The 25,828-nt window shown below is 42.4% G+C and carries 23 protein-coding genes; 4 read left to right on the top strand and 19 right to left on the bottom strand.

The window, feature by feature from the left end:
- Positions 1-20: 20 nt before the first annotated feature.
- From MKZ04_RS20990 to MKZ04_RS20980, 3 genes are all read right to left on the bottom strand, one after another.
- The gene (locus tag MKZ04_RS20990) at positions 21-1,910 is read right to left on the bottom strand and encodes an ABC-F family ATP-binding cassette domain-containing protein (RefSeq protein WP_328038336.1); all 1,890 of its coding nucleotides are present in this window, start codon (positions 1,908-1,910) and stop codon (positions 21-23) included.
- An 84-nt stretch (positions 1,911-1,994) separates the two neighbouring features.
- Positions 1,995-3,419 (bottom strand): SLC13 family permease, encoded by a 1,425-nt coding sequence (locus MKZ04_RS20985; RefSeq protein WP_023855784.1) that lies wholly within the window; start codon positions 3,417-3,419, stop codon positions 1,995-1,997.
- A gap of 147 nt (positions 3,420-3,566) precedes the next feature.
- Positions 3,567-4,172 (bottom strand): TetR/AcrR family transcriptional regulator, encoded by a 606-nt coding sequence (locus MKZ04_RS20980; protein ID WP_020450502.1) that lies wholly within the window; start codon positions 4,170-4,172, stop codon positions 3,567-3,569.
- Between the two features lie 128 nt (positions 4,173-4,300).
- Here MKZ04_RS20980 and cyoE point away from each other — a divergent pair, with 128 nt between their 5' ends.
- Entirely contained in the window at positions 4,301-5,218 is a 918-nt protein-coding gene (cyoE, locus tag MKZ04_RS20975) for a heme o synthase (protein WP_023855785.1), read from the top strand.
- A gap of 157 nt (positions 5,219-5,375) precedes the next feature.
- On the opposite strand, the gene MKZ04_RS21860 is transcribed toward cyoE, so the two are convergent.
- The 3 genes from MKZ04_RS21860 to MKZ04_RS20960 form a co-directional block, all read right to left on the bottom strand.
- Positions 5,376-5,777, bottom strand: a complete 402-nt coding sequence (locus MKZ04_RS21860) for a methyl-accepting chemotaxis protein (RefSeq protein ID WP_373367318.1) — start codon at positions 5,775-5,777, stop codon at positions 5,376-5,378.
- Positions 5,778-6,243: 466 nt separating this feature from the next.
- A complete protein-coding gene (locus MKZ04_RS20965; RefSeq protein ID WP_095292924.1) occupies positions 6,244-7,701 on the bottom strand; it encodes an aldehyde dehydrogenase family protein in 1,458 nt (485 codons plus the stop codon).
- 223 nt (positions 7,702-7,924) lie between these two features.
- Positions 7,925-8,695: a hypothetical protein gene (locus MKZ04_RS20960; RefSeq protein WP_105979189.1), complete on the bottom strand. Its 771-nt coding sequence runs from the start codon at positions 8,693-8,695 to the stop codon at positions 7,925-7,927.
- Between the two features lie 306 nt (positions 8,696-9,001).
- On the opposite strand from MKZ04_RS20960, the gene MKZ04_RS20955 reads away from it, so the two are divergent.
- On the top strand, positions 9,002-9,340 hold the full coding sequence (locus MKZ04_RS20955; protein WP_095292926.1) for an ArsR/SmtB family transcription factor: 339 nt from the start codon (positions 9,002-9,004) through the stop codon (positions 9,338-9,340).
- Complete coding sequence (locus MKZ04_RS20950) at positions 9,327-9,545, top strand: hypothetical protein (protein WP_020450496.1); 219 nt, start codon at positions 9,327-9,329, stop codon at positions 9,543-9,545. The genes MKZ04_RS20955 and MKZ04_RS20950 overlap by 14 nt, the downstream gene beginning before the upstream one ends.
- A gap of 446 nt (positions 9,546-9,991) precedes the next feature.
- Here MKZ04_RS20950 and MKZ04_RS20945 read toward each other — a convergent pair whose 3' ends face one another.
- The 5 genes from MKZ04_RS20945 to pdxR all read right to left on the bottom strand — a co-directional run bounded on the left by MKZ04_RS20945 (position 9,992) and on the right by pdxR (position 13,932).
- On the bottom strand, positions 9,992-10,315 hold the full coding sequence (locus MKZ04_RS20945) for a DUF2178 domain-containing protein (protein ID WP_341046958.1): 324 nt from the start codon (positions 10,313-10,315) through the stop codon (positions 9,992-9,994).
- Positions 10,299-10,508, bottom strand: a complete 210-nt coding sequence (locus MKZ04_RS20940; protein WP_003179660.1) for a helix-turn-helix transcriptional regulator — start codon at positions 10,506-10,508, stop codon at positions 10,299-10,301. Before MKZ04_RS20940 ends, MKZ04_RS20945 begins: the two co-directional genes overlap by 17 nt.
- 144 nt (positions 10,509-10,652) lie before the next feature.
- A complete protein-coding gene (locus MKZ04_RS20935; protein ID WP_003179658.1) occupies positions 10,653-11,372 on the bottom strand; it encodes a YebC/PmpR family DNA-binding transcriptional regulator in 720 nt (239 codons plus the stop codon).
- A gap of 119 nt (positions 11,373-11,491) precedes the next feature.
- Entirely contained in the window at positions 11,492-12,409 is a 918-nt protein-coding gene (locus MKZ04_RS20930; RefSeq protein ID WP_145625443.1) for a DMT family transporter, read from the bottom strand.
- A 101-nt stretch (positions 12,410-12,510) separates the two neighbouring features.
- Entirely contained in the window at positions 12,511-13,932 is a 1,422-nt protein-coding gene (pdxR, locus tag MKZ04_RS20925; protein WP_145625445.1) for a MocR-like pyridoxine biosynthesis transcription factor PdxR, read from the bottom strand.
- A gap of 136 nt (positions 13,933-14,068) precedes the next feature.
- Here pdxR and MKZ04_RS20920 point away from each other — a divergent pair, with 136 nt between their 5' ends.
- Positions 14,069-14,956, top strand: a complete 888-nt coding sequence (locus tag MKZ04_RS20920) for a DMT family transporter (RefSeq protein ID WP_145625519.1) — start codon at positions 14,069-14,071, stop codon at positions 14,954-14,956.
- Positions 14,957-15,155: 199 nt separating this feature from the next.
- Here MKZ04_RS20920 and MKZ04_RS20915 read toward each other — a convergent pair whose 3' ends face one another.
- The 8 genes from MKZ04_RS20915 to MKZ04_RS20880 form a co-directional block, all read right to left on the bottom strand.
- Positions 15,156-16,076, bottom strand: coding sequence for a DUF5655 domain-containing protein (locus MKZ04_RS20915; RefSeq protein WP_145625447.1), 921 nt, complete (start codon positions 16,074-16,076; stop codon positions 15,156-15,158).
- Between the two features lie 20 nt (positions 16,077-16,096).
- On the bottom strand, positions 16,097-18,970 hold the full coding sequence (locus tag MKZ04_RS20910) for an AAA domain-containing protein (protein WP_341046956.1): 2,874 nt from the start codon (positions 18,968-18,970) through the stop codon (positions 16,097-16,099).
- Positions 18,971-19,147: 177 nt separating this feature from the next.
- Positions 19,148-19,906, bottom strand: coding sequence for a class I SAM-dependent methyltransferase (locus MKZ04_RS20905; protein ID WP_039073293.1), 759 nt, complete (start codon positions 19,904-19,906; stop codon positions 19,148-19,150).
- Positions 19,907-20,067: 161 nt separating this feature from the next.
- Positions 20,068-20,190, bottom strand: a complete 123-nt coding sequence (locus tag MKZ04_RS20900) for a PhrK family phosphatase-inhibitory pheromone (RefSeq protein ID WP_023855795.1) — start codon at positions 20,188-20,190, stop codon at positions 20,068-20,070.
- The gene (locus MKZ04_RS20895; protein ID WP_328031736.1) at positions 20,187-21,299 is read right to left on the bottom strand and encodes a Rap family tetratricopeptide repeat protein; all 1,113 of its coding nucleotides are present in this window, start codon (positions 21,297-21,299) and stop codon (positions 20,187-20,189) included. Before MKZ04_RS20895 ends, MKZ04_RS20900 begins: the two co-directional genes overlap by 4 nt.
- Positions 21,300-21,547: 248 nt before the next feature.
- Positions 21,548-22,396 (bottom strand): PRD domain-containing protein, encoded by an 849-nt coding sequence (locus MKZ04_RS20890; RefSeq protein WP_328031738.1) that lies wholly within the window; start codon positions 22,394-22,396, stop codon positions 21,548-21,550.
- Positions 22,397-22,425: 29 nt separating this feature from the next.
- Positions 22,426-23,892, bottom strand: a complete 1,467-nt coding sequence (locus MKZ04_RS20885; RefSeq protein ID WP_328031741.1) for a glycoside hydrolase family 1 protein — start codon at positions 23,890-23,892, stop codon at positions 22,426-22,428.
- Positions 23,893-23,897: 5 nt separating this feature from the next.
- Positions 23,898-25,763, bottom strand: a complete 1,866-nt coding sequence (locus tag MKZ04_RS20880; RefSeq protein ID WP_145625453.1) for a beta-glucoside-specific PTS transporter subunit IIABC — start codon at positions 25,761-25,763, stop codon at positions 23,898-23,900.
- Positions 25,764-25,828: the final 65 nt, after the last annotated feature.

Raw genomic sequence — 25,828 nt, 5'->3', positions numbered from 1 at the left:
GGATTTCCCGGCAGCTTCCATTACGATTGTTCCAGCTCCTCGATCATCAGAGACAGCTCGGTCCAGCGCTCCATTGCCGCATCGAGTTCTGCGGCTGTTTGCGCCTGCTCTTCCATCAATGTCTGAATCTTGGCGAAGTCGCTGCCGGCGGCGGCGATTTCCTCTTCAAGCCGTTTATGCTTTTCTTCGAGAGCGGCGATTCTGTCTTCGATGCCGTCCCATTCCAGCTGATCTTTATAAGACAGCTTCTTTCTTTTCTTTTTCTCAGGTTTGGCAGGTTCTGCGGCTTCAGGCGCCGGCTTTTGACGGCTGGTCTCCTTTTGCTTCTCCATATATTCGCTGTATGAACCTTGAAAACGCGAAACGTTTCCGCTGCCTTCAAATACAAGCAGCCTGTCGACGACACGGTCAAGGAAATAGCGGTCATGGGAAACGGTCACGACAACGCCGGGAAACTGTTCCAAATAATCTTCCAGCACTCCGAGCGTCTCGGTATCAAGGTCGTTTGTCGGCTCATCAAGGAACAGGACGTTCGGCTCTTCCATCAGCACTTTCAAAAGATAAAGGCGCCTCTTTTCTCCGCCTGACAGCTTGCGAATCAAGTTGCGCTGCATGCTCCGCGGAAAAAGGAACCTTTCCAGCATCTGCTCAGCTGTGACCACTTGTCCGTCGGCCGTTTTGACGACCTCAGCCGTCTCCTTAATGTATTCGACGACCTGCAGCGCATCGTTCATTTCGCTGTGATCCTGTGTATAGTATCCGATTCTTACAGTCTGGCCGATCGTGATCTGCCCTCCATCAGGCTTGATGCGGCCGGCAAGCGCGTTTAAAAGCGTTGTTTTGCCGATCCCGTTCGGTCCGATGATGCCGATCCGGTCCCCCGGCACAATCAGTTCATCGAATGAACGGACAAGCTGATTGCCGCCGCGGCTGATGTCAACACCTTCAGCTTCAATCACCTGCTTGCCGAGACGGTGGGAGCCGATGGCGAAATCAAGGGAAGATCCGGTTTCAGGCGCATCTTGTTCCTTTAGTTCCTCCACCCGCTGAATTCTTGCTTTTTGTTTTGTCGAACGGGCTTTGGCTCCCCTTCTCAGCCAGGCAAGCTCCCTGCGGAGAAGGTTTTGCCGCTTCGTTTCGCTTTGTTCGGCGAGCGCTTCTCTTTCGGCCCGCTTTTCCAAAAACACTTCGTAGTTCCCTTTGTATGTGTATAGGCGCCCGCGATCCAGTTCATAGATCCTGTTTGTCACCCGGTTTAAAAAGTAGCGGTCATGGGTGACGAGGACGACGGAGCCCGGATACCCGCTCAAATAGCCTTCAAGCCATTCGATCGTTTCATTGTCCAAGTGGTTTGTCGGCTCATCCAAAATGAGGAGGTCAGCAGGCTGAATCAATGTTTTCGCAATCGCAACCCGCTTTTTTTGCCCTCCTGATAGCGAGCTTACTTCTTTTGCCACATCCGCGACTCCAAGCTTCGTTAAAATCGTTTTTGCCGCTGTATTCGCGTCCCAGGCGCCGTGTTCGTCCATTTTCCCCTGTGCCGCCAGCAGGTTTTCCTGCTTCTTCGGATCATCAGGCGAAGCATTCAGCTCCTGAAGCGCCTGCTCATACGCCCTCATCGTCCGCATCATCACGGAATCTCCCGAATAAATGTGCTCAAGTACGGTTTCCGGACTGTCCAAATCAGGATCCTGATCCAAGTACTCGATATGGAGGCTGCCAGGCTTGGTGATGTCTCCTTTTTCGGTCGATTCATGGCCGGCGATCACTTTCAGCAAACTGCTTTTTCCCGTTCCGTTCGGTCCGATCAAGCCGATCCGTTCGTTTTCTTCGATATGAAACGATATATGGTCAAATAATGTTTTATCTCCGTAAGTTTTATATAAACCTTCCGCTTTAAAAATGCTCATCTGTCTACCAATCCTAACGTAATGTCATAACCTTATTTTAATGCAGATGATGCAAGAAAACTAGTGAGAGCTTTTTCACGGACATTACAGGAAGACGGCCGGAAGCCAGAAATATACGCTGATCACGATCAAGACGACACCTGCGATATTGAGCCAAAAGCCCGCCCTGACCATATCCTTCATCGTCAGCAGATTGGAGCTGAAAACGGCCGCATTCGGCGGGGTGGAGATCGGGAGCATAAAGGCGCATGATGAAGCAAGCGCAGCTGCCGCCATCAGCCCGTACGGCTCGACCTGAAGCGCGGCGCCAAGACCGATCGTCATCGGAATCACCATATTGGCGACAGCCGTATTAGACATGATTTCGGTCATAAATAAAATGGCAGCCGTCAAAATGATCAGTACAAATAAGTAAGGATGGCCTTCCAACAGCTTGAGCTTGCCGCCGATCCATGCCGTCAGATTGGTCGCCGAAAAACCGGCCGCAAGCGACAAGCCGCCTCCAAACAACAGAAGAAGCCCCCATGGCAGCGTCTGCATATCCTTCCATTCCAAAATCCGTTCATCCTTTGTACTCGGAATTAAAAACAGCAAAACCGCTCCGAAAATCGCAATCGACGTATCTGAAATTTGAAACGGCAGGATGAATTTGAACATCCACAAACATGCGGTCAACAAAAAAACGGCAAAAACCGATTTTTCCTCCCTCGTCATTGCGCCAAGCGCCTTTAAATCATGATCGATAAAATCAGGTTTTTTTCCTTGAAAGGCGCTCACTTTAAATTTTATTTTCGTTAAATAAACATATAAAATAGCAAGAAACAGAACGGAAACCGGGAACCCGAATAAAAACCACTCAAAAAACATAATTTCGTGATTGAGCATCTGTTTGGACATCGCGGCAAAGACCGCATTCGGCACGGAACCGACCAATGTCGCAAGTCCGCCGATCGAAGCCGCATACGCGACAGCCAGCAAAATGCTTTTGCTGAACTTCTGCAGCGATTCGCCTTTTAAAATTTCTTTTTCCTGCACTTCTTTAATAACTGCAAGCGCTACGGGAAGCATCATCAAAGCGGTGGCTGCATTCGAAATCCACATCGATAAAAACGCCGTCGCCGCCATCACGCCGAGCACGATTCGATGGCTTTCAGCCCCGATCCGCTTCAAAATATGCAAGGCCATCCGTTTATGAAGATTCCATTTTTCGATGGCGATCGCAATGATAAATCCCCCCATATACATAAACACAATCGGATCGCCGTATGCTTTGGCCGTCGTTTCCATATCTAAACCGCCCAATGTCGGCAGCAAAATGACTGGCAAGAGCGATGCCGCCGGAATCGGCACGGCTTCCGTAATCCACCAGACGGCCGTCCAAGCTGTAACCGCAAGAACGATCCGCGGCGCGTAAGCCAACTCAGCTTCCGGTATCAAGCCGAGAATCAGCAAAAAACTGATCGGCCCCAATAACAATCCGGTCAGTTTAGTCGGTGTATATACTCTCATTTACCCCTTCCCCCTTTGAAAGCGATTTCCCATTCATCACTTTCGCTTCGCCCGGGGAAAATTCCTCTAAAAAATTTAAAATAAAATTTAAATTAATGTATGACACTGAGCCTAGAAATTGAAAAGTACAACTTTTCTATTAAAAAGTCACTCAGAGGCTGAAAGCAAATTTTTTAGCGCTTTTCCATATAAATTCATCGGGACGCTTTCTCCATTAATAAAATTGAATATCGCAAGACCATTTTCAAGTGAAAAAATAGTCCAAGCGATTTCTTCCGAAGATAGCGTAACCTCATGATTCTCTTTCAACATTAGTTTCGCGACAGACTTGGAGATCCGGTCCACAGACTCCCTGATCATGCAAGACCATTTGTAGCGCACTGACTCATTACGCATCACATAAAGAAGAAATTCCATATTTAAAATCATCCACTTTTGATTTTCTTTCACCACTGAGACAAAATGATCATTCATTGTTTCAATAAAATATGAAAGTGAATGCTGATTATTTATGATTTGATCGATGTTATTCACTTGTAAATTCATTTGTTGTTCCAATAAGGCCAGAAAGAGCTCTTCCTTAGATTTAAAATTGGAGTAAACCGCTCCTTTGCTAAATCCGGCATGTTCAGCAATTTTTTCAACAGAAGCCCCATGAAAGCCAAGCTCCGAAAAAATCTCAACAGCCGATTCTAACAACAATTGACGTGTTTCCTCTTTTCGCTCTTTTTGGGTTAGCCTTCTTCTAAGCATTCTTCTTCCTCCTCTTATTGACAATCATACTGTTCAGAATTAACATACCATATAGTATGTATATTCTAAAAGGTATCACTAGCACTTCACTAAATCAACGTGTGGCCATTAAAAAGAGGAGAAGAATCATGCAAATTGAAAATAATATCAAAACGGATAAACGACCTGTGTCCATCATATTGTCAAAAACCATTAAAACAGGAATTATTAAATCTAACCTTATTCCGATGTTTTCTGGATTAACATTATCTTTATATACTTATAAAATCAGCCTTTCTGAGAAATTACCAGAAATATTTTTTGCATTAATTGGGTCTATTTTAGTAATGGGAGCGGCAGGAGCTTTTAACAACTTATATGACCGGGATATAGATTCTATTATGGAGAGAACCAAAAACAGACCAACCGTTACAGGAGAAATAAAGCCTAAAACAGTTCTATGGCTCGGTATCTTTATGATGATTTTTGGTGTAATAATCCTTGGTTTCACCACCTCTCTGGCAGCACTCCTAGGGTTTCTAGGATTGTTTTTTTATATTGTCCCGTATACCATGTGGAGTAAGAGAAGAACAGTTTACAATACAGAGGTCGGGAGTATCGGCGGAGCTATGCCGCCTCTTATTGGATGGTCAGCTGTCTATCCGGACATCACACATCCTGCTGTTCTCGGTCTTTTTGTGACATCTGTGATATGGCAAATGCCTCATTTCTATGCTATAGCCATTCGAAAAAATGATGAGTATAAGGCTGCGAAAGTTCCAATGCTCCCTGTTATCAAAGGAGTTAAAAGAACATATATACAAACTAATATTTATTTAATCATCCTTATCGGGACAAGTCTCCTTTTTATTTCTTTGAGCCTCGGCATTATGCTTGTTTCCCTTATATTAGGTGTCATATGGTTGGTTCTTAGTGTGTATGGTTACAAAAAAATGGATTCAGAGAAATGGGCAAAATCCATGTTTATTTACTCTCTGATTCATATGACAATTCTTTTTTCGACTGTCATTATCTATTCTCTTATCGGAGTTATTTTCAATATATAGTTATTTGATTTCGTCTCTTTTACACGTTTGAAGGAATTGCAGTGTGACGGGAAAGAGCATACTCATGAGCCATATTTACGGCAGTCATTTCAATCGCTAGTGTAGTAGTGTTAGTAAAAAAACTGCCGACACATTGTCAGGCAGTTTTTTTCTATATCTAGTCTTCAAAATGATGTTCCGCCATCTTGGCGAGGTTATGCGCGTTGCTGCTGATCTCCTGCATGGTGGCGGAAATTTGTTCAACGCCGGCGGCCTGGCCGCTCGTATGTTCATTGATGACTTCGATCGAATGCTCAAGGTCTTTCAATAACGCGTGGATTTTCTTCGTGATTTGGTCAATCTGCCCGACGTTTTCTTTTGAGTGTGTCGCGAGCTTGCGGATTTCGTCGGCGACGACGGAGAACCCTTTTCCTGACTCTCCGGCTCTCGCCGCTTCAATCGCCGCGTTCAGTCCGAGCAGGTTGCTTTGATCTGAAATGCCTTTTACGGTAACTGAAATTTTCTCAATTTCTCCGGCGCTTTCACTGACTTCTTTCGCCTGCTTGGAAATGTCAGACATTTGTCCGGAAAACCCGCTGACAGATTCGGCGATATCCTGAATAGCTGAGGCCGTCTGCTCGACGATGACCGACAGGCTTTCTGCGACGCGGTGAAGCTGATCCGATTTTTCAAGACTCGTACCGAGTCCGACTCCGCCGATAACCCTTCCGTTCTCGTCATGGAGCGGGATCGCTCTCGCCGCAAGAGGGAAGCCGAACAGTTCCTTAGGCACCATGCTCACTTTCTTTTTGTTTTGGCGGATGGCGTCTGTAATAATATCGCCTTCCTGCAAAGGATCACCCGCTTTGACATCAAGGGAAAATGTCTTTCCCGGAATGTTGACGATCAGCTTTTCAGTATCGTAAATCCCCACTGTCACATCGTCCTGAATCAGCTGATTCAGAAACGGCGCCACTTTCACAAAAGCATCCAGCAGCGGGTGGATGTCCGTTTTTACTGCTTCATTCATGTATCAAATCCTCCTTTTAATATGGAAAAATCCTTTTCTGGTGCTGGACGGAAATCCATTTTAACGTTGTAAATTCGTCAAGGCTCCACTCACCGTTCAGCCTGCCGATTCCAGATTGCTTTTCACCGCCGAAAGCGACATGTGGCTCGTCGTTGATCGTTGTGTCATTGACATGGATCATGCCCGTCTCGATTTGCTTCGCGATGGCAACGCCGCGCTCCACATTTCCCGTGTGTACGGCTCCGCTCAGTCCGAACGAAGTGTCATTCGCGATCTCAACCGCTTCTGCTTCGGTCTCAAACGGCATGACGCACACAACCGGGCCGAACAGCTCTTCCTTGGCGACAGACATGTCAGACGTGACATCCGCAAGAATCGTCGGCTCGACGAGATTGCCTTTAATATCGCCTTTCAGAAGCGGTGTGGCGCCTTCTTCGATGCCTTTCTCAATCGATTTTCTTAAATGTTCAGCTTGACGTTCATTAATGACAGGGCCGATCACAGTTTCAGGATCCAGCGGATCACCCGTTTTAAACCCGGAGATTTTTTGGCTGAACAGCTTTAAAAATTCCGGATACACTTCTTTTTGAACGAGAATCCGGTTGGCCGACATGCAGATTTGCCCCTGATGTGTGAAGCGGCTGAAAGCCGCGGCATTGACAGCGTATTCCAAATCGGCATCCTCAAGAACGATCAATGCGCTGTTTCCGCCGAGTTCAAGCAGCGGTTTTTTAAAATGTTTGATCGCCAGCTGCCCGATATAGCTGCCGACCTTCGTTGATCCGGTAAACGAGATGATTCTCGGAATCGGGTGCTCAACGAAGCTGTCGCCGATTTCCCCGATATCCGTGACGACAACATTCAGAAGTCCCTCCGGAAGACCGGCTTCTTCAAAAATCTTTGCAATCAGCGTGCCGCCGCAAATCGGTGTTTCTTCATGCGGCTTTAAGACAACGCCGTTCCCTGCGCCAAGCGCAGGTGCAACCGATTTTACAGATAAAAAGAACGGAAAGTTGAACGGACTGATGACACCGACCACTCCCGCCGGAATGCGGTATATCCGATTTTCTTTCCCATCAACCGGTGAAGGGAGAATTTTACCTTCCATTTTGAGCGGGAAACCTGCCGCTTCTTTGATCATATTGACGACAAGATCGATTTCAAAAGCCGCTTTCAGCCGTGTTCCGCCAAGTTCCTCCATAATGAGGTACACGATCGCTTCTTTATTGTCTTCAATATAAGCCGCGGCTTTTTCTAAAATCGCTCTTTTTTCATAAGGATTGACGTTATCCCATTTCTTTTTCGCCTCAAGCGCAGCTTTGTACGCCGCATCGACATCCTCCCGCGTCGCTTTCCGAAAAGAGGTAATCGTTTTATGGGTAAAAGGATTCAGATCGGCCAAGACGCTTTCACTTTGGCCGTCTCTCCATTCCCCTCCTATGTATTGACGGTTGAGGTCAGTCATTTGAATCATTCAGTCCATCTCCTATCAAACAGTTTTGGGAAAAGTTAGACTACATCTTATGTATCGGCAGTCTTTCAAGAAAATTCAATCTTACGGGTCTTTTGGATATAAAAAAAGATTTTACCGATAAATCGGTAAAATCCGGAATCGATCATCAAACTCTGTTTTCATAAATCTGAAACAGTCTGACATTTGTCTTTTCATCTTTTTTCAGCTGATGTTTAAGGCATGATCACTCAGTAAATTTGTAATTTTGATATACAACAGCAAATTTCTTTTTCTTATTTAGCTTATGTAACTTGATTGTACTGTATATTTCTGATGTAAAAGATGCATATATACCTGAAATACCTAGTTTCCATTTATACGAACCTCTTGCATTCATATCATACCCTACCTTTTCAGCTTTACCGTCAGGAACCGATGTAGAAGAACTTGTGATAATCATTAAAGGATCTATTCCAGATGTTCCACTATCGGATGCATACCTCATTTTCAATCCAAAATTCCCCACTGTATAGTGGTTTCGTAGCACTAAAGATCCTAATGTGATGCCAAGGGATTTCACACTAACCCTACATGTAAATCTTCTAGCACCATATTTTTTTTCGAGTACATTTCCTTTTGAAAAATCATATCCAGAAGTCTTTACTAATTCATCTTCATTTGACTCTATAACATCGGAAGACTCTAATTCAATAGTCGTCCCCATGCCTAAATCTATTTCTTTATTTTCACCTAATTGAACATCAACTTCACTTAAAGTATTTTGTACTCGCTCTCCTACTTCTTCAAGATATTCAGTCTTCTCCTCATCAGTTGAATCCTCCAAAGCTTGGATAAACTTTTGTTTTTTAACTTGTTTTGATAAATCATCACTTTTATCAATTTCAAAAATTTTTTCTTCCAAACTTAAACCTTGCGTTTTTTCCTTTGCAATGGCAGTCCCATAGGCAGTAGGGAACACTAGCAAAAAGGATACTAATAATAAGAATCTCTTCATTCAAATCACCCTCCGAATAAAGTAATTTTTTTAGGTGTATTTAACTGGAAGTCTATTCAACTATTGTTAATATTATCATGTATAATACTTAGAGACAATAACAAATCGGAAAAAATATACTTTAATTGCATTTATATTAAAATATACTTTTAATTTTATCTTTCTTCTCTATAAAATTTATTTTTTGATTAAAATGTGTTTTAAGATAATGCTCCTTTTTATGATTCACATAATATAACAAATGAATCATTCTTTTGAAAAAACACCTTTTTTTTTAGATGCACATGTGTTAAATTATTGTTACATATGAATAAAATAAATGAACCAAACCAATTAATCTTAATTGCAAAGGCACTTGGAAACCCAATTCGCTTACAAATTCTAACCATCTTATCAAAAGGAGGTTGCTATGTTAGTGAGCTTGCACGCAAGTTAGAAATCAATAGGACATTACTTTATTTGCATCTAACCAAGCTCGAGGAGACAGGAATTATATTTAGTGAAATGAAAGTTTCATTAGATGGTAAAGCTCTTAAGTACTATTATCTAAAAGAATTTTCCTTTACGATTGATAATGATTTAATCGAGAATTTGGGGAAACAACAATCTACAGAATGTAAGGAGACTAAAGATGGGGACAGTTGATATTATCACAATTTTAATACCAGTATACTATTTTGTAATGGCAGCACTTGTCATTGCGGGTATCGTTGCCTTAACAAAGGTTGTCAAAAGATATTTAAGGAACGGCAAATTGGCCGAAGAGAAATTGAGACTTGAAAACGAGGAAATAAAGGATATCAAGCAGCGGCTTGAGAAAATTGAAGCCATACTAAAAGACGTAGAATAAAAATTTTCCCAATTCAGTCATCTGTATGATGGGGATTTGTTTGCAATAATCTTCCCCTCAAGATGATATCCAGCTGAATGACTTGATTGGGTGACGGGCTTAATGGTTCGTTTTAATGTACCACTTTAGTGGCAAGCTCAAAGGTCTTTTCTTATTTTTGCTTCCTTTTCTTGACCTTTTCATCTACAAAGGATTCCATATATCCCTTAAATCCCCACGCGACGATATTATCTTCGATCTGATTTCGTATATATGTTTCTATTACTTTTTGTTTCTTCCTACTTTATCTACGTAATGTCCAGCACACCGAAAATACCGACTCGTATCTGTATTTCAGATTTGCGTGTCGATCGGAACCCTAGGCCTTGCCTCGGGTTTTCTTTTCCACAAAAAAAGATTTTACCGATAAATCGGTAAAATCCGGATACAAGGGGAACAGCACCATCTTAGTTTTTCTGTGCAAGGTAAACGGTTGTGATCAGCATTGATAAGCATTGCAGGATATATAAACCTGTTATTAAGAAAAATGAAAAGGATATCCCTTGGAAAATGATCACCAATGCCCAGGCCATTAAAATGGCGGCCATTGTAATGTTCCAGGAGAGCGCCTTAGCCTGATAGCTAATCTTCTGCTGACGTTCATCGAACAGCCTCTCTTTTTTTCCAATTCGTCTGTTTACGCTGTAAACAATGACGATCCCGAGCACGCCTATTCCTAAACCTGCTAAAGCGATCAATGTGTTTGTCATCGTTTCAGTCAATATTTTCATCCCCCTCAAAAATAAATAAATCTTCAATCAGACATTCAAAAATTTGAGCCAGTTTATGCGCCAGAACGAGTGAAGGTTTATACTTCCCCTTTTCAAGGGAAATCACCGTTTGCCTCGACACATTGAGCCTTTTAGCCAGTTCTTCTTGTGTCATGTTCAGCGAAGTGCGCTTTTCCTTTATTAACGTTTTCATCTTTCCTCCATCGGAATGTAAAGTTTACTATACGTAAAGTATACTTAACAAAAAATCAGGTGTCAAGTTAACTTTACAAATAAAAAAAGATAGACAAAACAGACTTTCGCCTGTTCATCTATCTTTTTACTTCACGATTTCTTTTTACGCCCCTAAATCGACATTATGGTAAACTTGCTGAACGTCTTCCAAATCTTCCAGCGCGTCAATCAGTTTTTCAAACTGCGCGCGCGCATCCTCAGGAAGGGCGACGTCATTTTGCGCGAGCATGGTCAGCTCGGCCACCGTGAACTCTGTGATGCCGGCGTTTTGCAGCGCCTCCTGTACGGCGTGGAACTGATCGGGCTCGGCATAGACGATCACCGCATCGTCTTCTTCTAAAATATCACGGACATCAATATCCGCTTCCATCAATAATTCGAGCGTCTCATCAGCCGTTTTCCCTTCAAAGCCGATGACGGCCGTCGGATCAAACATGTAAGCGACAGATCCGCTCACACCCATGTTTCCGCCGTTTTTGCCAAATGTGGAGCGCACATCGGCAGCCGTGCGGTTGACGTTGTTTGTCAACGCGTCAACGATCACCATCGCTCCGTTCGGCCCGAAGCCTTCATAGCGCAGTTCGTCATAATTTTCTTCAGAACCGCCCTTCGCTTTTTCAATCGCCCGCTCAATAATCGCTTTCGGGACATTGTATGTTTTGGCGCGCTCTAGCACGAATTTCAGGTTCTGGTTCAGTTCGGGGTCGGGCTCTCCCTGCTTTGCCGCCACATAGATTTCGCGGCCGAACTTGGCGTAGATTCGGCTCGTATTCGCATCCTTGGACGCTTTCTTCTCTTTTATATTGTTCCATTTACGGCCCATGATGTAACCACTCTCTTTCAACATTGAATCTTTCATTCACAAAATCTATTATACCGCAGGGCCAGGCGATTTCATCAAATTGATGCATCGAATTTACGACATTTTTTTGGAAATCCGTCTTAAGATGCGAGTTTTCCGCTGTCTTTCTTCTGCTCTTTTTTCAAAACAGTAATGAAAATTCCTGCAATTACAAACACGATTCCGGTCAAATGAACCAGTGAGAATTGCTCCTTCAAAATGACGCCTGACAGCACAACGGCCGATACGGGGAGAACCGAAGTGAAAATCCCGGAAACGCTCGCCGGCACTTTCGTCACGCCATTGTACCATAAGTAAAAAGCAAGCACCGTAACAATCAGCGCGTAATAAAGGACATATGACCAATCAAGAAGTCCGGGACCGCTAAAATCAAACGAGACAGCCTCAATGACCGCAAACGGCAGAAAAAACAAAAAACCGAACAACGAAACAAACGCCGAAATCGCCAATGCGGAAATATGAGGCGACAATAATTTTGCCATTAGCGTAAACATCGCTTCACCGATCACTGCGGCCGCGATTAACAGATTTCCCATCAATGCATAAGGGCTCCCTGCTTCGCCGCCGGCCCCGAACAGGTTGATCGCCATCACGCCGATAACGGCAAGTACGATACCGGCAGCCATTCTTTTTTCTATTTTTTCTTTTAATAAAAAGAAAGCTAAAACACCGACAGCCATCGGCGTCGTGCTCGTAATAATGCCGCTCTCCATCCCCGTCGTCAGCTTAACCCCGTAAAGCATGCAGATGCTGAACAGAAAGACACCCGTAAAAGACTGCAGCAAAAGAACAAAGACATCTTTTTTCGATAGAGCGGGAATGCCTTTCTCAATCCAAAAAAGCAAGATCATTAAAACGGCAGCCGCGATAAAAAAACGAATGCCCGACGACAAAAACACCGGAATCGTCTTCACCATCAGCTTGCCGACAACAACCGAACTCCCGACGATCGCCATGGCGAGAGCTAAAGAAAAATAAACTGAAATTGGGTTCCGCATAAGGTTTCTCCTGTCATGATGTATTTAAAATCCTTTTTAAGTTTAACAAAAATAAGGTAAAATTTATTTCTTTTGGAATAAATATTTTCAACTCATGCACATCAACCAGACAGCATTTTAATCAGTCCGCTTAATTGCGTAATCCCTTTCTTCAGGTCTTCACAGGAAGCAAATGCATATGACAGCCTCATGTAATCGCCTCTTTCCTGCCCGTATATGACGCCGGAATTAAAGAGAATTCCTTTTGAAAGTGCTTTGGCATAAAGAGTTTTCATGGATACCGGCGGCAATATCTTCAGCCAAATAAAGAAGCCGCCTGCTGGAACGCTCCATTCCGCGAGTCCTTCCAACTCTGTTTTTAACACATGCAACACAAAGTTTCTTCTTATTTTTAGCTGTTCTCTGACGTTTTCCAAATGTTTCTGATAAAGCCCAGATGTCAGCCATTCGGCTGCGACTCTCTGAGACAGTGAACTCGAGCCGTAGTCCGTCTGCATTTTAATATCTGATAAACGTTCAATGACCGGCTCCGGGCCGACGATCCAGCCGATTCTTAATCCCGGGCTCAACGTTTTCGAAAAACTGCCAATGTATAAGACGCGGCCGTTTTTGTCCATCGCTTTCATTGGAGCAGGCGGCGGTGCATCAATCCATAATTCGCGGTATATATCATCTTCAATGATAGGCAGGTGCTGTTGTTCGCTGAAAGCCAGAATCTCTTCCCTCCGCTTTTTGGACATTAACACTCCGGTCGGATTTTGAAAACAAGGGTTGGTGTACAAAATGGCTCTCGTCCGCATGTTTGGCGTCATCTTGATGCTTTCTGGCATGAGGCCTTCTTCATCCATTTGCAATCCGGCCATCCTCATTCCCGCAGATTGAAAGACATGCAGCGAATAAAGGTAAGACGGCTGATCAAGAAAAACGGTTGATCCGCTTTGCAAAAGCCCCATTGCGATTAACTGCAATGCTTGCAGCGCGCCGGAAACAATTAAGATGGAAGACGGGGAAGCGTGGATGCCGACCGTTTGTAAATAGCTGCTCAACGCCTCTCTTAAAGGAAGATAGCCTTTTGGCTCCTCATACCCAAAGGCATCCATGTTATGAGCAACCTTCTCCATCATCTCTTTCATAATGTCCAGCGGAAACAATTCATTTGAAAGTTCGCCTTTGCTGAGCTGTATCAATGTTGAATTCGATTCAGATTGATTAATCTCCTGAACCGTTTTCCGGCTGGGCTGCTGGAATCCGGCTGCCACGTATTTATCCCAATCAGGGGTCGAATGTTTGGCCAACAATGTCCATGTATTGTTTATAACGATCGTGCCTTTCCCCATTCTGCCTTCTATTAATCCATCGGCTATTAATTCTTCCAAAGCTGTAATCACCGTGCTTCTGTTCACAGCGAAATGTTTGGCCAATGAACGCTGACTCGGAATTTTGGTGCCGATCGGCCATTCTCCATTTGCAATCTTCTCTTTTATAAATTGAATGATTTGTTTGTATTTTGGCGCGTGGGGCATAAATGGATCTCCTTTTATCGATAAGTGGTTGGGTTTATATTCTCAAAACTGGTTGAAGCCATTTTACCAAACGTCTATTAAGATGGATACACACATTTAAACCGGTTGGTTTTTTTAAAAAGGAGATTGAAAAATGATGAAGAAACAGAGGATGTACATCATGTTGTCATACTGCCTGATGATCGGCTTTTGGGCTTCGGCTTTTCCGGGGATTCGAGTCGGGCTGGAGGATTATACGCCTCAGCACCTCACATTGCTTCGGCTGCTGTCAGGTTCTTCGGCTCTAATATTGCTGGCTGCTGCCGTCCGGATGCGCCTGCCGGAAGCAAAGGACATCCCCATCATTTTGCTGCTCGGTTTTTTAGGATTTTCCGCTTACCACACATTGCTCAATCAAGGCGAGGAAACGGTCAGCGCCGGAATGGCAAGCCTCCTGGTCACGACAACGCCTATTTTTTCAGCATTGTTAGCGAGGCTGTTTTTCGCAGAACGATTTGGTGCAGCGAAATGGCTCGGATCAGGGATCAGCTTTTTAGGCGTCATGCTTATATCACTCGGCGTCGGAAACTTTGAAAACACGGCGGCTGGGGTGTTGTTCATTTTACTGGCCGCGATATGTGAAAGCATCTATTTCGTTTTTCAAGAGCGCTACATTCAAAAATACGGTTTTATCCCTTTTGTTTCATACGCGATTTGGGGAGGAACCATCCCCATGCTGTTCTTTTTGCCCGGGCTATTAGAAGAGCTTTCTCATGCTTCCATTCAATCTACTGCAAGTGTTGTTTATTTAGGATTGCTCCCTACAGTTGTCCCATATTTTGCGCTTGCTTATATCACCTCGTACAGAGGATCTTCAGAGGCCGCGATTTCGCTTTATTTAACGCCAGCCGCAACACTTTTCATATCATGGGTATGGATAGGCGAAATTCCCGCTTTCCTATCACTTGCCGGGGGAATCATAACGATAGGCGGTGTACTGTTTACATACAGAGGAACGAAAAATAGCATTTACAAACTCGAATAATTTAATTCTGCTTATCTCCAAGAAAACTAGAAAGGATGTCCGGACCCGGGGGCATCCTTTTTCAATGGAATGGGCGCCGCTTGCGAAAACGAAAATTTCCCAATGGATGCTGCAATCTCGTTTCATTTTTTAATCGATCAGTTGTCAGGCAAAGAATGGTTTCACATTAGAAAAAAGCCTTTTTATATGGAAAAGGCTCTTAAACTTTATTTTTCTCATAAACTTGTTTAACCAAATCAACGATATATTCGATATGTTTTTCATCATCGATTTGAATTTCATAATCACCGTTCCCCCAGTGGCCGGTGTTTGCGACATCCCTAAATAAATCCATGGGATCATCTAACTCGCCTCTTTTGGCATTTATCCAAATTTTTAAGCCCTTTTTTAAGAGAAGAACGTCTACCATGTTACGCTTATGAACAGTAAATGCGATATACAGCTTTGTTGCTTTGACAGATATGTTGTCACCCACATTTGAAATCTCTTCTTTTAACTGCTGGTATAGATCAATCACCTCATCAGGCTTACGGACTAGATGATCTTCTTCTGTGAAAACTTTGATTTCCCTGCTCACTTGTTCGATTGCTTCACTTTGATTCGAAATTGTGTTTATCGACCCCGATGCCCCATTTGGTCTAATAGGATTCATTTGTAGCAGGTCATTTTCATACCTTTTGATTTCCCACAATTCCATCGGCAAATCTCTAAAATTAATGGATTCCTTTTGGTGTGTAGTAAACTCAGGCGAAATAAAGATGACCCTTGATTGCGACCAATCGACACTGTTCCTTTTTAAAAGCTTCTCTTGATTTTCATTATATTCAAGAATAAAGTCAGCTTTATTATTAAGCATGATGGACAGATAAGCATAGCCTTGATCTATTACGCTGGAATGTTTCTTGTTTTTATATTCAATAATAACAAACGATTGTGTCTGGTCATCAAATGCTAGCGTATCAATCCGAAATCCGGCGACTCGAAACTCAGAGGCAATGAACTTGAGGCCTAATAATTGCTTTAAATTTTTTTCACATAGGTGCTGTATGTCTTTTTCTTTCTCAAACGGTATTTCCCGGATTTCTTTCATATCTTGATGGTGTAATTGAAAGAGATTCATGGCTGCGCTCCTTACCTTCATTAAGAATGAACAACGTCATTTTCTAAAAGCATCCTCTTCAACAATCCGCTCGGTTTATTCGCGCTGTCTGATAAACAATTCATATCACCCATGACAAGGAAGCTGTCCTTTGCCCTTGAAACTGCGACGTTTAGAAGGCTTTTATTGGCGTCTATAAAAAAGCAGCCGTCATTTTTCCCGTACACCGTCGACATGATGATGACCTTTCTTTCGCCGCCTTGAAAGGTATGGACCGTTCCTACGTCGATAAACGGTTTAACATCGGGTGATAGCGCACGCTTGATGATGCCGACTTGCATTTTAAAAGGGGTGATAATGCCAATGAGACTTTTTGGATCATCTTCATGATATGCATTTCGGATGTTGTAGAAATGCTCATTGATCCATGTGGCGATGGCCCTTGCCTCTATTTCATTATATCGGCTGCCCGCTTTTTTGCTTGACTGGTATGAGTCAACCTGCATATGACCAAGAGGTGGAATCGATAATTGAACAAGCGGATTTTTCTTATCCTCTGCCGCTTTACCTCTCATTGGCTCAAGTTTTCCTCTATACACCAGATTGTTGCAGTATTCAATAATTTCATCATAACAGCGCCTATGTTCGCTCAAAAACAAACCGCGTTGCTGATGTTTTTCGTATTTACAGCTTTTGCACGCTACCCTCATCACACTAGATTCTGACGTATTCAAGCCGAGTTCGCGAAGCTTCTCAAACTGTTCGATCGAAGTAATAACATCATTTGAAAGAGCTAATGAAATATCCAATGTTTCGTTGATATTCCACACCGGTTCAATCTGATAAACATCTCCGACAACAACTGCCCGTTTCGCAAGCGAAAATGAACATGCCGCAATCTCAGGAGTCACCTGTCCTGCTTCATCTACGATTAGTAAATCAATATAATTGTAGAGAAAATGCTCCTTCCCATTGTTATAGGCCAGCAGCATTCGCGGAAGCTGATAAAAAGTCATCACAAAACAAGGGGTCAACATACTTAAATTTGTATAAAACTGATTTAACACATTATCGAAATTTGTGCCTCTTTGTTTTTCCGACAGTCTTTTCTCTAAAAGCCATCTGCACTCATAGTAATGAACTGCTAGCCAAAAAGAGGCGTATTTTATGGTTGTATCTAAAAATTCATTCGCCTTATCTAAAGAAGAAAATGAACCAGGATATTTCTCAAGAATGTTCAGTGATATAAGTTCCACCATTAATTGTTTATATTTTGTGTTCAATTTGCTGACTTGTTGGTATGTCGCATCGACCTGCTTTATTTTTTCTCTCGTCTCTTTTGCTTTTTCGCTATACAGAGAGAGAATTTTATCGAGATTCATTGACTCATCAATAAATTCTTCATCCGGCTGAATAAAATATCTGACATAACTGACTAATTTGCTCTTGAAGAACGGCAGAAACTTGAATAAGCGAACAAAGAACGGCAAGTTTGAAAAGTGCGTCTGCCACTCTTTTATTCTTTGTTGTATCGATTGAAACGTGCTTTCCCACTCGGTTTTTTCCTCGGTCAATTGCGTCATGTATGTATCTAAAGAAACGCCTTTGGGAGCTATTTGATCATATTCGGAGAATAAGGATAAAACTTTTTGTCTGATTTCTTCAAGCGCTGTTAACCGATTTGAAATCGTTTGCTCACATTGCTTAATATCAGTATGGTTTGTTTCAAAATATCGACTGCATTCTTTGAGCATCTTTTCGGTTGATCGCTCAATGTTCTCGTTGCTTTCAACTTCGTCAAAAAAGTTTTCTCCCCGAGGGTTCGTATATTGAAATCCTTTTTCTTGCGCCTCTTTCTCCTTGCTGCCGGACGGAAAATAAACAGCAAAGCTGTCGACTCCTTCGATCCATCGCTGCTCTAAATGATTGTTTTCCCATTTTGGTTTAATCTTTCCGAATGATTCAATAATATTGGTTACTGCCTGATTGTTTGTTGATGAAGCGACAATGACAGGAGGATCTTCCTTTTTTAATGCTCGTTCGACATAAAGATTGGCAACGAGCGACTGCAATAACGTCGTTTTCCCCGTACCCGGCGGACCGTTGACTGCAAGAATTTCTCCATCTTCCATATTGTTGAAATGGTTCAGGCACTCCCTTTGCGATGGCGACAAAGGATATTCCCCGCCCATTTGTCCGACATGCTTCTGCATTTCTGACATCCGGTTTGGAATAAGCGGCGATAAAGAAGTGAATTTTTGGTTGATAAAATTTTGATAAAGCTGCAGATGATTCGGCTGGCTGGATAAAAGGTGATCATATAACTTTAATATATTTCTGGTTGCATTGATGGAATCATCCTTAAAGATATAAACATTTTTCTCTAATTCTATTTCTTTAACTGTATTTGAAGTTATTTCGGTTTCTGTAACTGACTCATACATATCTTTTGCAAACTCAAAATAGCTTTTCCAAGTGAGGTTGCTTTCCAACCTCTGATAATTGTTGCTCATATATTCATCAAAGTCATTGACATAGCCGATCGCAAGCTCTTCGTCAATGATTGGATGAAGATGCTCTCTCGGAATCCATGGATATTTGTCTTCTGAAGGCAACAACATACCATTGGCAGTCAAAACTGCCGGGATATAAAGAATTCCGGTCATATCTTCAATATTTGTCTCAACCCTTTGCTGCACGTCGAATTTCGTCTTGATCGTCTTTGCCACAACGATAACATCGAGTTTACCGGAGACATTTTTGTGGTCTGAAAGTACCGCGTAGTACTTACTGTCTATCTTTCCTTGTATAAGGCTATTCAAATCTGAAATCATAAAACGACTGTTTTTAAAGTTGATTTTTAGTTTCGCAGCGACACTATCGCGAAAATACTTGGTTACAGTTTGGGATGCCATCGCTTTTCCTCCTGATGTGTAAAAAAACATGATACTGGTAATAACATTAAGTAGTAACAATTATATCCTAAATGAATATATGGATAAATAACTGGCTTTACAAAAATATAGGAAAATAAAAAAGGATGTCATCATATAATATGAGACACCCTTCTTAGGCAAATCTTTGATCAAACTCTAAATCGCTTCCGCTAAAATGATAAACCGGTACTGTGTGACATCAAAATAACCCTTTTCTTCAATCATTTTATGAATCGCGTACAATTCATCCGTGTATTGATCCACTTCAAAACCGGGCGCCTGCCAGGGAATGGCTTTTAAGTAATAGACCAGAGCCCCAATATCATAAAACCTTTGAGTCGGACACTCTTCCCTGCTTTTCAAAACCTTAAAATCATGTTTTTCTATTTCTTTTAACGCTTTTTCCAAGTTCCAGTCCTTAAATTCTTCATTTAGCGGCACACCAAGTTTTTCATTGATTTCTTCGCAATCATGCCCGCCGACTTGCTGAGTGAGAAACAGTCCTCCTTTTGAAAGGATTCTCCTCACCTCTTGTGCTGAATATGACTCGTGTTTATTGATGACCAGGTCAAATTGGCCGGATTCAAATGGAAGATCTTCATCATCATCAATTTGGACGACCTGAACCCCTAAAGGCGTCAATCGTTCCTTTGCAACTGGCACATTGGGCAAATAGCATTCAGTAGCGTATGCTGACGAAGGAAACGGCCCCAATTTCGATAAAAACTCTCCGCCGCCTGTCCCCATATCGAGCATGGATTTGGAATCTTGAATAAGAGACAGAGCCATGCTTCCGTATGACCATGAAAGCAGGTCGCTTTTCATTCTTCCCGTATCGTCAATGAAAGAAAAATCCCAGCCGCTGAAAGGCTTATCTGCGTGTTTTAAATATGAAAGAAATGTTTTGTCATTCATAGTATCCCCCTCCAATTTTAATGTTTAAATATGTTTTAAACGATTGGAGGGCCTCTCGCGAATTTGGAAGGTTTTTATATTTCATGCTCTTGTAAATTCACTGTAATCGCACCCCATTTCATGCCTTTAAAAAAGAAGCCCTGTAAAAGGACTTCAGAAACTTAACCCCCAACCGGCAGCTCAGCTGTTTGAACGCCGCCTGACACCTGATTGTGGCTTTGGGATAAAGCTGCTCCGCCTAAGACCATAGCAGTTAACGATAAGCAAAGAATCAATTTTTTCATGACAATACCTCACTCCCTAATGATCTCATTTTGTTTTCGGCTTTCATGAATATTTTAACAAATTCCAGCGCTTTCTTGTCATCTCCTTTTTTCTCGAAATAGCTTGAGATGAGCAGAGAAAGGTCGCAAACACCGTCTAAATCATTCATCTCGTCCAAGGAATCGATGTCGTCTTTGATGCTTTTTACGTTTTCATGGCAATACAGCTCATACATAATATTTATTTTCTTTTCATAATGCTTATTCCCGTTTTTCTCTAATTCCTCCTGTCCTTTTTTATAATAGAACAGGGCCGCTTCTGTTTCGCCGATTTTGAAAAACTCTCTGATCAGCATGTAAAGCGAGTTGATATAGTAGCTTGACTCGCACCATTCGGGGTTGCTCAACGCATGCTGGACGGCGAGAATGCATTCCTGAGACCGGCCGGAATTGGAATACAGAATGCTGATATTGTGATGAAGCATTGCTTCTAAAAACGAATCGTCGATCTTTTTGGAAATTTCAATCGATTGTTCAAAGTACTTCTCCGCATCTTTAAAGCGCTGCATCTGCATGTAATTTGTCCCCATCACAACCTGGGAAATCGCCAGCTTTTTTTCGTACCCGTCATGCATTTTGTAAATATTCATCGCGTCTCTCGCATAATTGAGAGAAACCGCATTTTGCCGGAGAGACATATACAGCCAAGACACTTTAAAATAAAATTCGCCCGCTTCGATCTGATCGGGCACCTTCGCCAGTTTTTTCTCGGCAACCTTGTACAGACTGATCGCCCGCTCAACATTCTTGTTGTACGCTTCATGCATCGCCTCAAAAAAGTAGAAATAGTAATCGATCATATGATCCGTCTGCTCGATGCACTCGATTTGCGAATCATTAAAGTAAGACTCCCGCGGCAGCCGCTTTCCCCTCGCATCATAAAGCATCATCCGGTACCGCTCCTCAAGAAGCGAAAAATAAGCCAGCACATTCTGATCCTCTTCCATCTCGGAAAACATCGACTTCGCCTCTTCAAAAAGACTTTTCGCCTGCTCAATAGCATGCTTTTTAATTGCCAAATGGAATTCGTTCAACACCCCCGCAACCACCTCTGAAGCGACCTTGCTCATGCCGAACCCCCTCTTTCTCTTTAAGATTGTTCTCTATCTGTAAAATGATCTTATCACATGTGTAAATTTTTGTAATGACCTTTTGTCAATTAGTGATATGTTTTTGTCAACAATTGAAAAAGCCTTTTGTTGTCAATTTTAACTGTTGGTATAGATCAATCAACTCATCTGGCCTATAAACAGAAATGCTCCTTCTTTTTCAAAAACAAGAAACCACTCGCCTTCCACAAAGGCAAGTGGTTCTTCATTTATTTTAATTGCTGATAAGAAATCAAGCGATGAATATGGACTCCCAAGTATGTTAGTTCATCGTTCGGAATGACGATTCCGTGTACCTGTTTGATATAATCTTTGATTTTGAAAGCTACATCCATTGCTTGCGGATATAAATTTGCAATTTGCTCAAACAATTCATTCTCCTGATCTGCCAGCAATTTATCAGCGTAAAATCTTTCAACAAAAAATTTAACGTGTGTGATAAATCGGCTGTAATGGATATTTTCTTGATCCCATTTCATATTTAATGTGTACCGGACAAGATTGACAATGCTCCCGATCATTTTTGCATACTTCATTCCATTTTTTGATTCTGTTTCTTCACCTAATGCATTAATTAAGTGGAACGCAATATTTGCCGCTTCCTCTTTCGGTAATTGGATCCCTAGTTTTTCATTGATGAGCTGCAGTGCATAATTCCCTGCCTCAAACTCTTCTGTATAGTAGTTTTTAATTTCCCAGTAGACGCGATTCGTAATATTGATGTTCTTTTTATAACGCTCTACTGCAAAATTTAAGTGATCCATTAATGTGAAGTAAACGCCGGAATTTAGCTTTGTTTTTAATTTTTCTTCTGCATAATGAACAATTTGCTGTGTCAATTCAATAAATTCTTGCGGTATTGAATCCAACAGTTGAAGAAATTCTTTTGCCTTCATATTGTCTACTGGCATAAACACTTGATCAGCTTGTTTTTCTTCAATCATATGCCCAGGTTTTCGTCCGTAACCGATGCCTCTGCCGCATAAAACCAGCTCCTGGCGGTTCTGATCTACAGCCAGTACCACACTCGAGTTTAAAACCTTTTTTATTTTAAACATCGCCATCACCTTTTCATGAATGCGGTTTTTTAGTCTAATACTTCTCCATTTGACTCGATCACTTTCTTATACCAGTAAAATGAATCTTTACGTAAGCGCTTCAATGTCCCGTTGCCATCGTCATCTTGATCAACATAGATAAACCCATATCGTTTGGACATTTGAGATGTTCCCGCACTAATAATGTCAATGGATCCCCAGCTCGTATATCCGAAGAGATCTACACCTTCTTCAATGGCTTCTTTCATCTGACGGAAATGTTCTCTGAAATAGTTAATACGATAATCATCATGGATCGATCCATCGCTTTCAACAACATCTTTCGCACCCATGCCGTTCTCCACAATAATGAGAGGTTTTTGATAGCGATCATACAATTCAATGAGCGAAATTTTTAAACCGACCGGATCGATTTGCCAACCCCAATCTGTTGAAGGCAAATAAGGGTTTTTCACACCGCGAATCGTATTGCCATCTGTTTTTTCCAGCCCTTCTTGTGCAGATTCTGTCAGGGACATATAGTAGCTAAATGAAACGAAGTCTACCGTATGTTCTTTCAAAATGGCAAGATCGTCCGCTTCCATCTTAATATTGATATTTTTTCGTTCCAGCATGCGTTTGATCAATGGCGGATATTCGCCAAACACTTGAACATCTGCATAGAAATAGTTATCAAGGTTTTGCTTCAGTGCGCGTTCGACATCATTCGGATAACAAGTGTGCGGGTAAGTCGTAAGTTTCGTTAGCATACATCCCACTTGACTTCCGGGAATGATGCGATGACAATCTGCAGTCACAAGAGCGGATGCCACAAATTGATGGTGCAATGCTTGATAAACGGTTTCTTCTACCTTCCCCTCTGGACAGCGGTCAGGAATGATTCCCGCTGTAATGAAAGAATGGCGGTGTATACTGTCTATTTCATTAAAGGTAAGCCAATATTTCACGACATCTTTATAGCGTTCAAAACACACATTGGCGAATTTCACAAAGAGGTCGATCACTTTTCTTTCAACCCATCCGTTGTATTTCACACTAAGTGCTAATGGCATTTCATAATGTGACAGCGTCACGATCGGTTCAATGTTATGTTTTTTCATTTCTTGAAACAGACGGTCATAAAACTGAAGACCTTTCTCGTTCGGCTCAGCTTCTTCCCCTGTCGGGAAAATTCGGCTCCATGCAATCGATATACGCAATGTTTTAAAACCCATTTCTGCAAAAAGAGCCAAATCTTCTTTATAGTGATGATAAAAGTCAATGCCTCTGCGCTTCGGATATTTTTTTACGTCCGGGTCTTTCATTGCGCGTTCAATGTTTTCAGAAGTAACAGCAAGGTGTCCTTCGTAATCTTCTACACTCAAATTCGAACGGTACATGGCAATATCTGCAACAGACGGTCCTTTTCCATCAACATTCCAAGCTCCTTCTGCTTGGTTTGCGGCAATCGCACCGCCCCATAAAAAACCTTTTGGAAATCCTTTTGTCTTTGTCATCATGATTACCCTCCTAATTGTGTAACAACCATCAATGTATCTTGACGATTGACCTCTTTTAATTGCGTTACTTTTATATCATATTGATCCGTATTCGTAATAACTGCTAGTGTAACTGGATCATAACCTGCTTCTTTAATTTTTTCTAGGTCAAATTGAATGAGCAGATCACCTGCTTTGACTTTGTCTCCTGCTTGCACCAATGGTTTAAAGAACTTGCCCTCTAGCTGAACGGTGTCAATCCCAATATGGAAAAGAACCTCAACTCCGTTTGCTGTTTTCATGCCGAGCGCATGATTTGTTTCAAAGAGAAGTGAAATCTCGCCATCTACCGGTGCATATAGTTCACCCTTTGAAGGAATAATGGCAATTCCTTCTCCCATTACCTTTGAAGAAAATATGTCATCTTCTACATCAGATAGTGAAATCATTTGACCGATGACTGGACTTTTGAATGTCTCATCTGCGCCAAGTTTTTCAGCGAAAACACCTTGCTCTGCTTCTTTTTCCGTTTCTTCTGTCTTTCGATCTTTTCCTAAAATAAAGGCGGCAGCAAAAGCAACAACAAATGAGATGGCAAAACCGATAACTGCAAACATAAAGTTGCGTGGAAGCTCGTCAGATATGAACATCGACATACTTGCAAGCCCAGGTCCAACAAGAACAAACGCTTGAAGTCCGACAAGTCCAATGAAGATTCCGCCGATGAAAGAACCGATCATGACACTGCTAAGCACACGTTTATTTTGCAGTGTCACCCCGTATAATGCCGGTTCGGTAATCCCAAAGAATGCGGAAATCCCTGCAGAAATGGCAGTTGAACGAAGCACTTTATCTTTTGTGCGAAGGGCAACTGCGAAACACGCCCCACTTTCAGCGATATTATGTGCAAGTGAAGCAGGCAAGTAAAGTGCTTCTTTTCCGAGATTGCCCATTGTTGTTACAGCGTACGGCACCATCGCTTTGTGCATCCCCGATGCGACCATAAATGGAAGGACTGCTGCCAGAATCGCAACCGCAACCCAGCCCACTTTGTCAAACATAGCAAGGATGATTGCTGTGAAGCCTTGCCCAGCTGTAAAACCGATTGGTCCCAGCAACAGGAGAGTGATCGGAACTGTCATAACCAATGACATCATCGGTACGAAGAAGATACGAATGGGTTTTGGCGAAATACGAGTAAACCATTTTTCCATCTGTGCATACAACAGAACAGATAAAATCGCCGGAAACACTTGGTAGGCATACGCAATATTTTTCACATCGAATGAAAATAATTGAGCGCCTTCTGTCAGCATAGCCGTCATGTTTGGCAGAATAAGAGCGCCGACTGCCGATAATGCAACAAGCGGATTCACTTTCAGTTTATTGGCTGTCGTCACCGCTACTAGCAATGGCAGGAAGTAAAGCGGCGCATCGCCAACCATATTTAAAATCTGATACGTTTGCCCTTTGGCATCCATTAATCCGAATAACGAGAAGAGGAGGAGAAACGATTTTAAAATCCCTCCACCCGCAATGGCTGGAACAAGCGGTTGAAAAACGCCGACAATGAAGTCTAATAGTACAGTCCCCGCTTTTCGCTTTTCCTTCGGCTGATGGGAAGACACACTTTGTTCAGAAGGTGATCCTCCGAGAAGGCCGGTCAATTTCTCATAGACTTCAATGACATCGTTTCCAATCACAACCTGGCATTGGCCCGACATACGGACAGCGATGACACCTGGTGTTTTCTCAAGCGCCGGCACATTCGCCTTGTTTTGATCAATCAATGTAAAACGGAGTCGTGTCGAACAATGCTCCAAGTGGGCAATATTCTCTTTACCGCCTACATGCTGCAATACGTCTCTTGCTGTTTGTGTATAATTCACTGTTTCTCCCCCTTTTCCGAAACATGAGACCTATATTTAGGCAATAAAAAAAGGACCCAAACCGA

The organism is Bacillus sp. FSL W7-1354 (assembly GCF_038002405.1).
Classification (GTDB): Bacteria; Bacillota; Bacilli; order Bacillales; family Bacillaceae; genus Bacillus; species Bacillus paralicheniformis.
The sequence above is the reverse complement of the archived record's forward strand: the minus strand, read 5'-3'. Positions and strand labels throughout refer to the sequence as shown.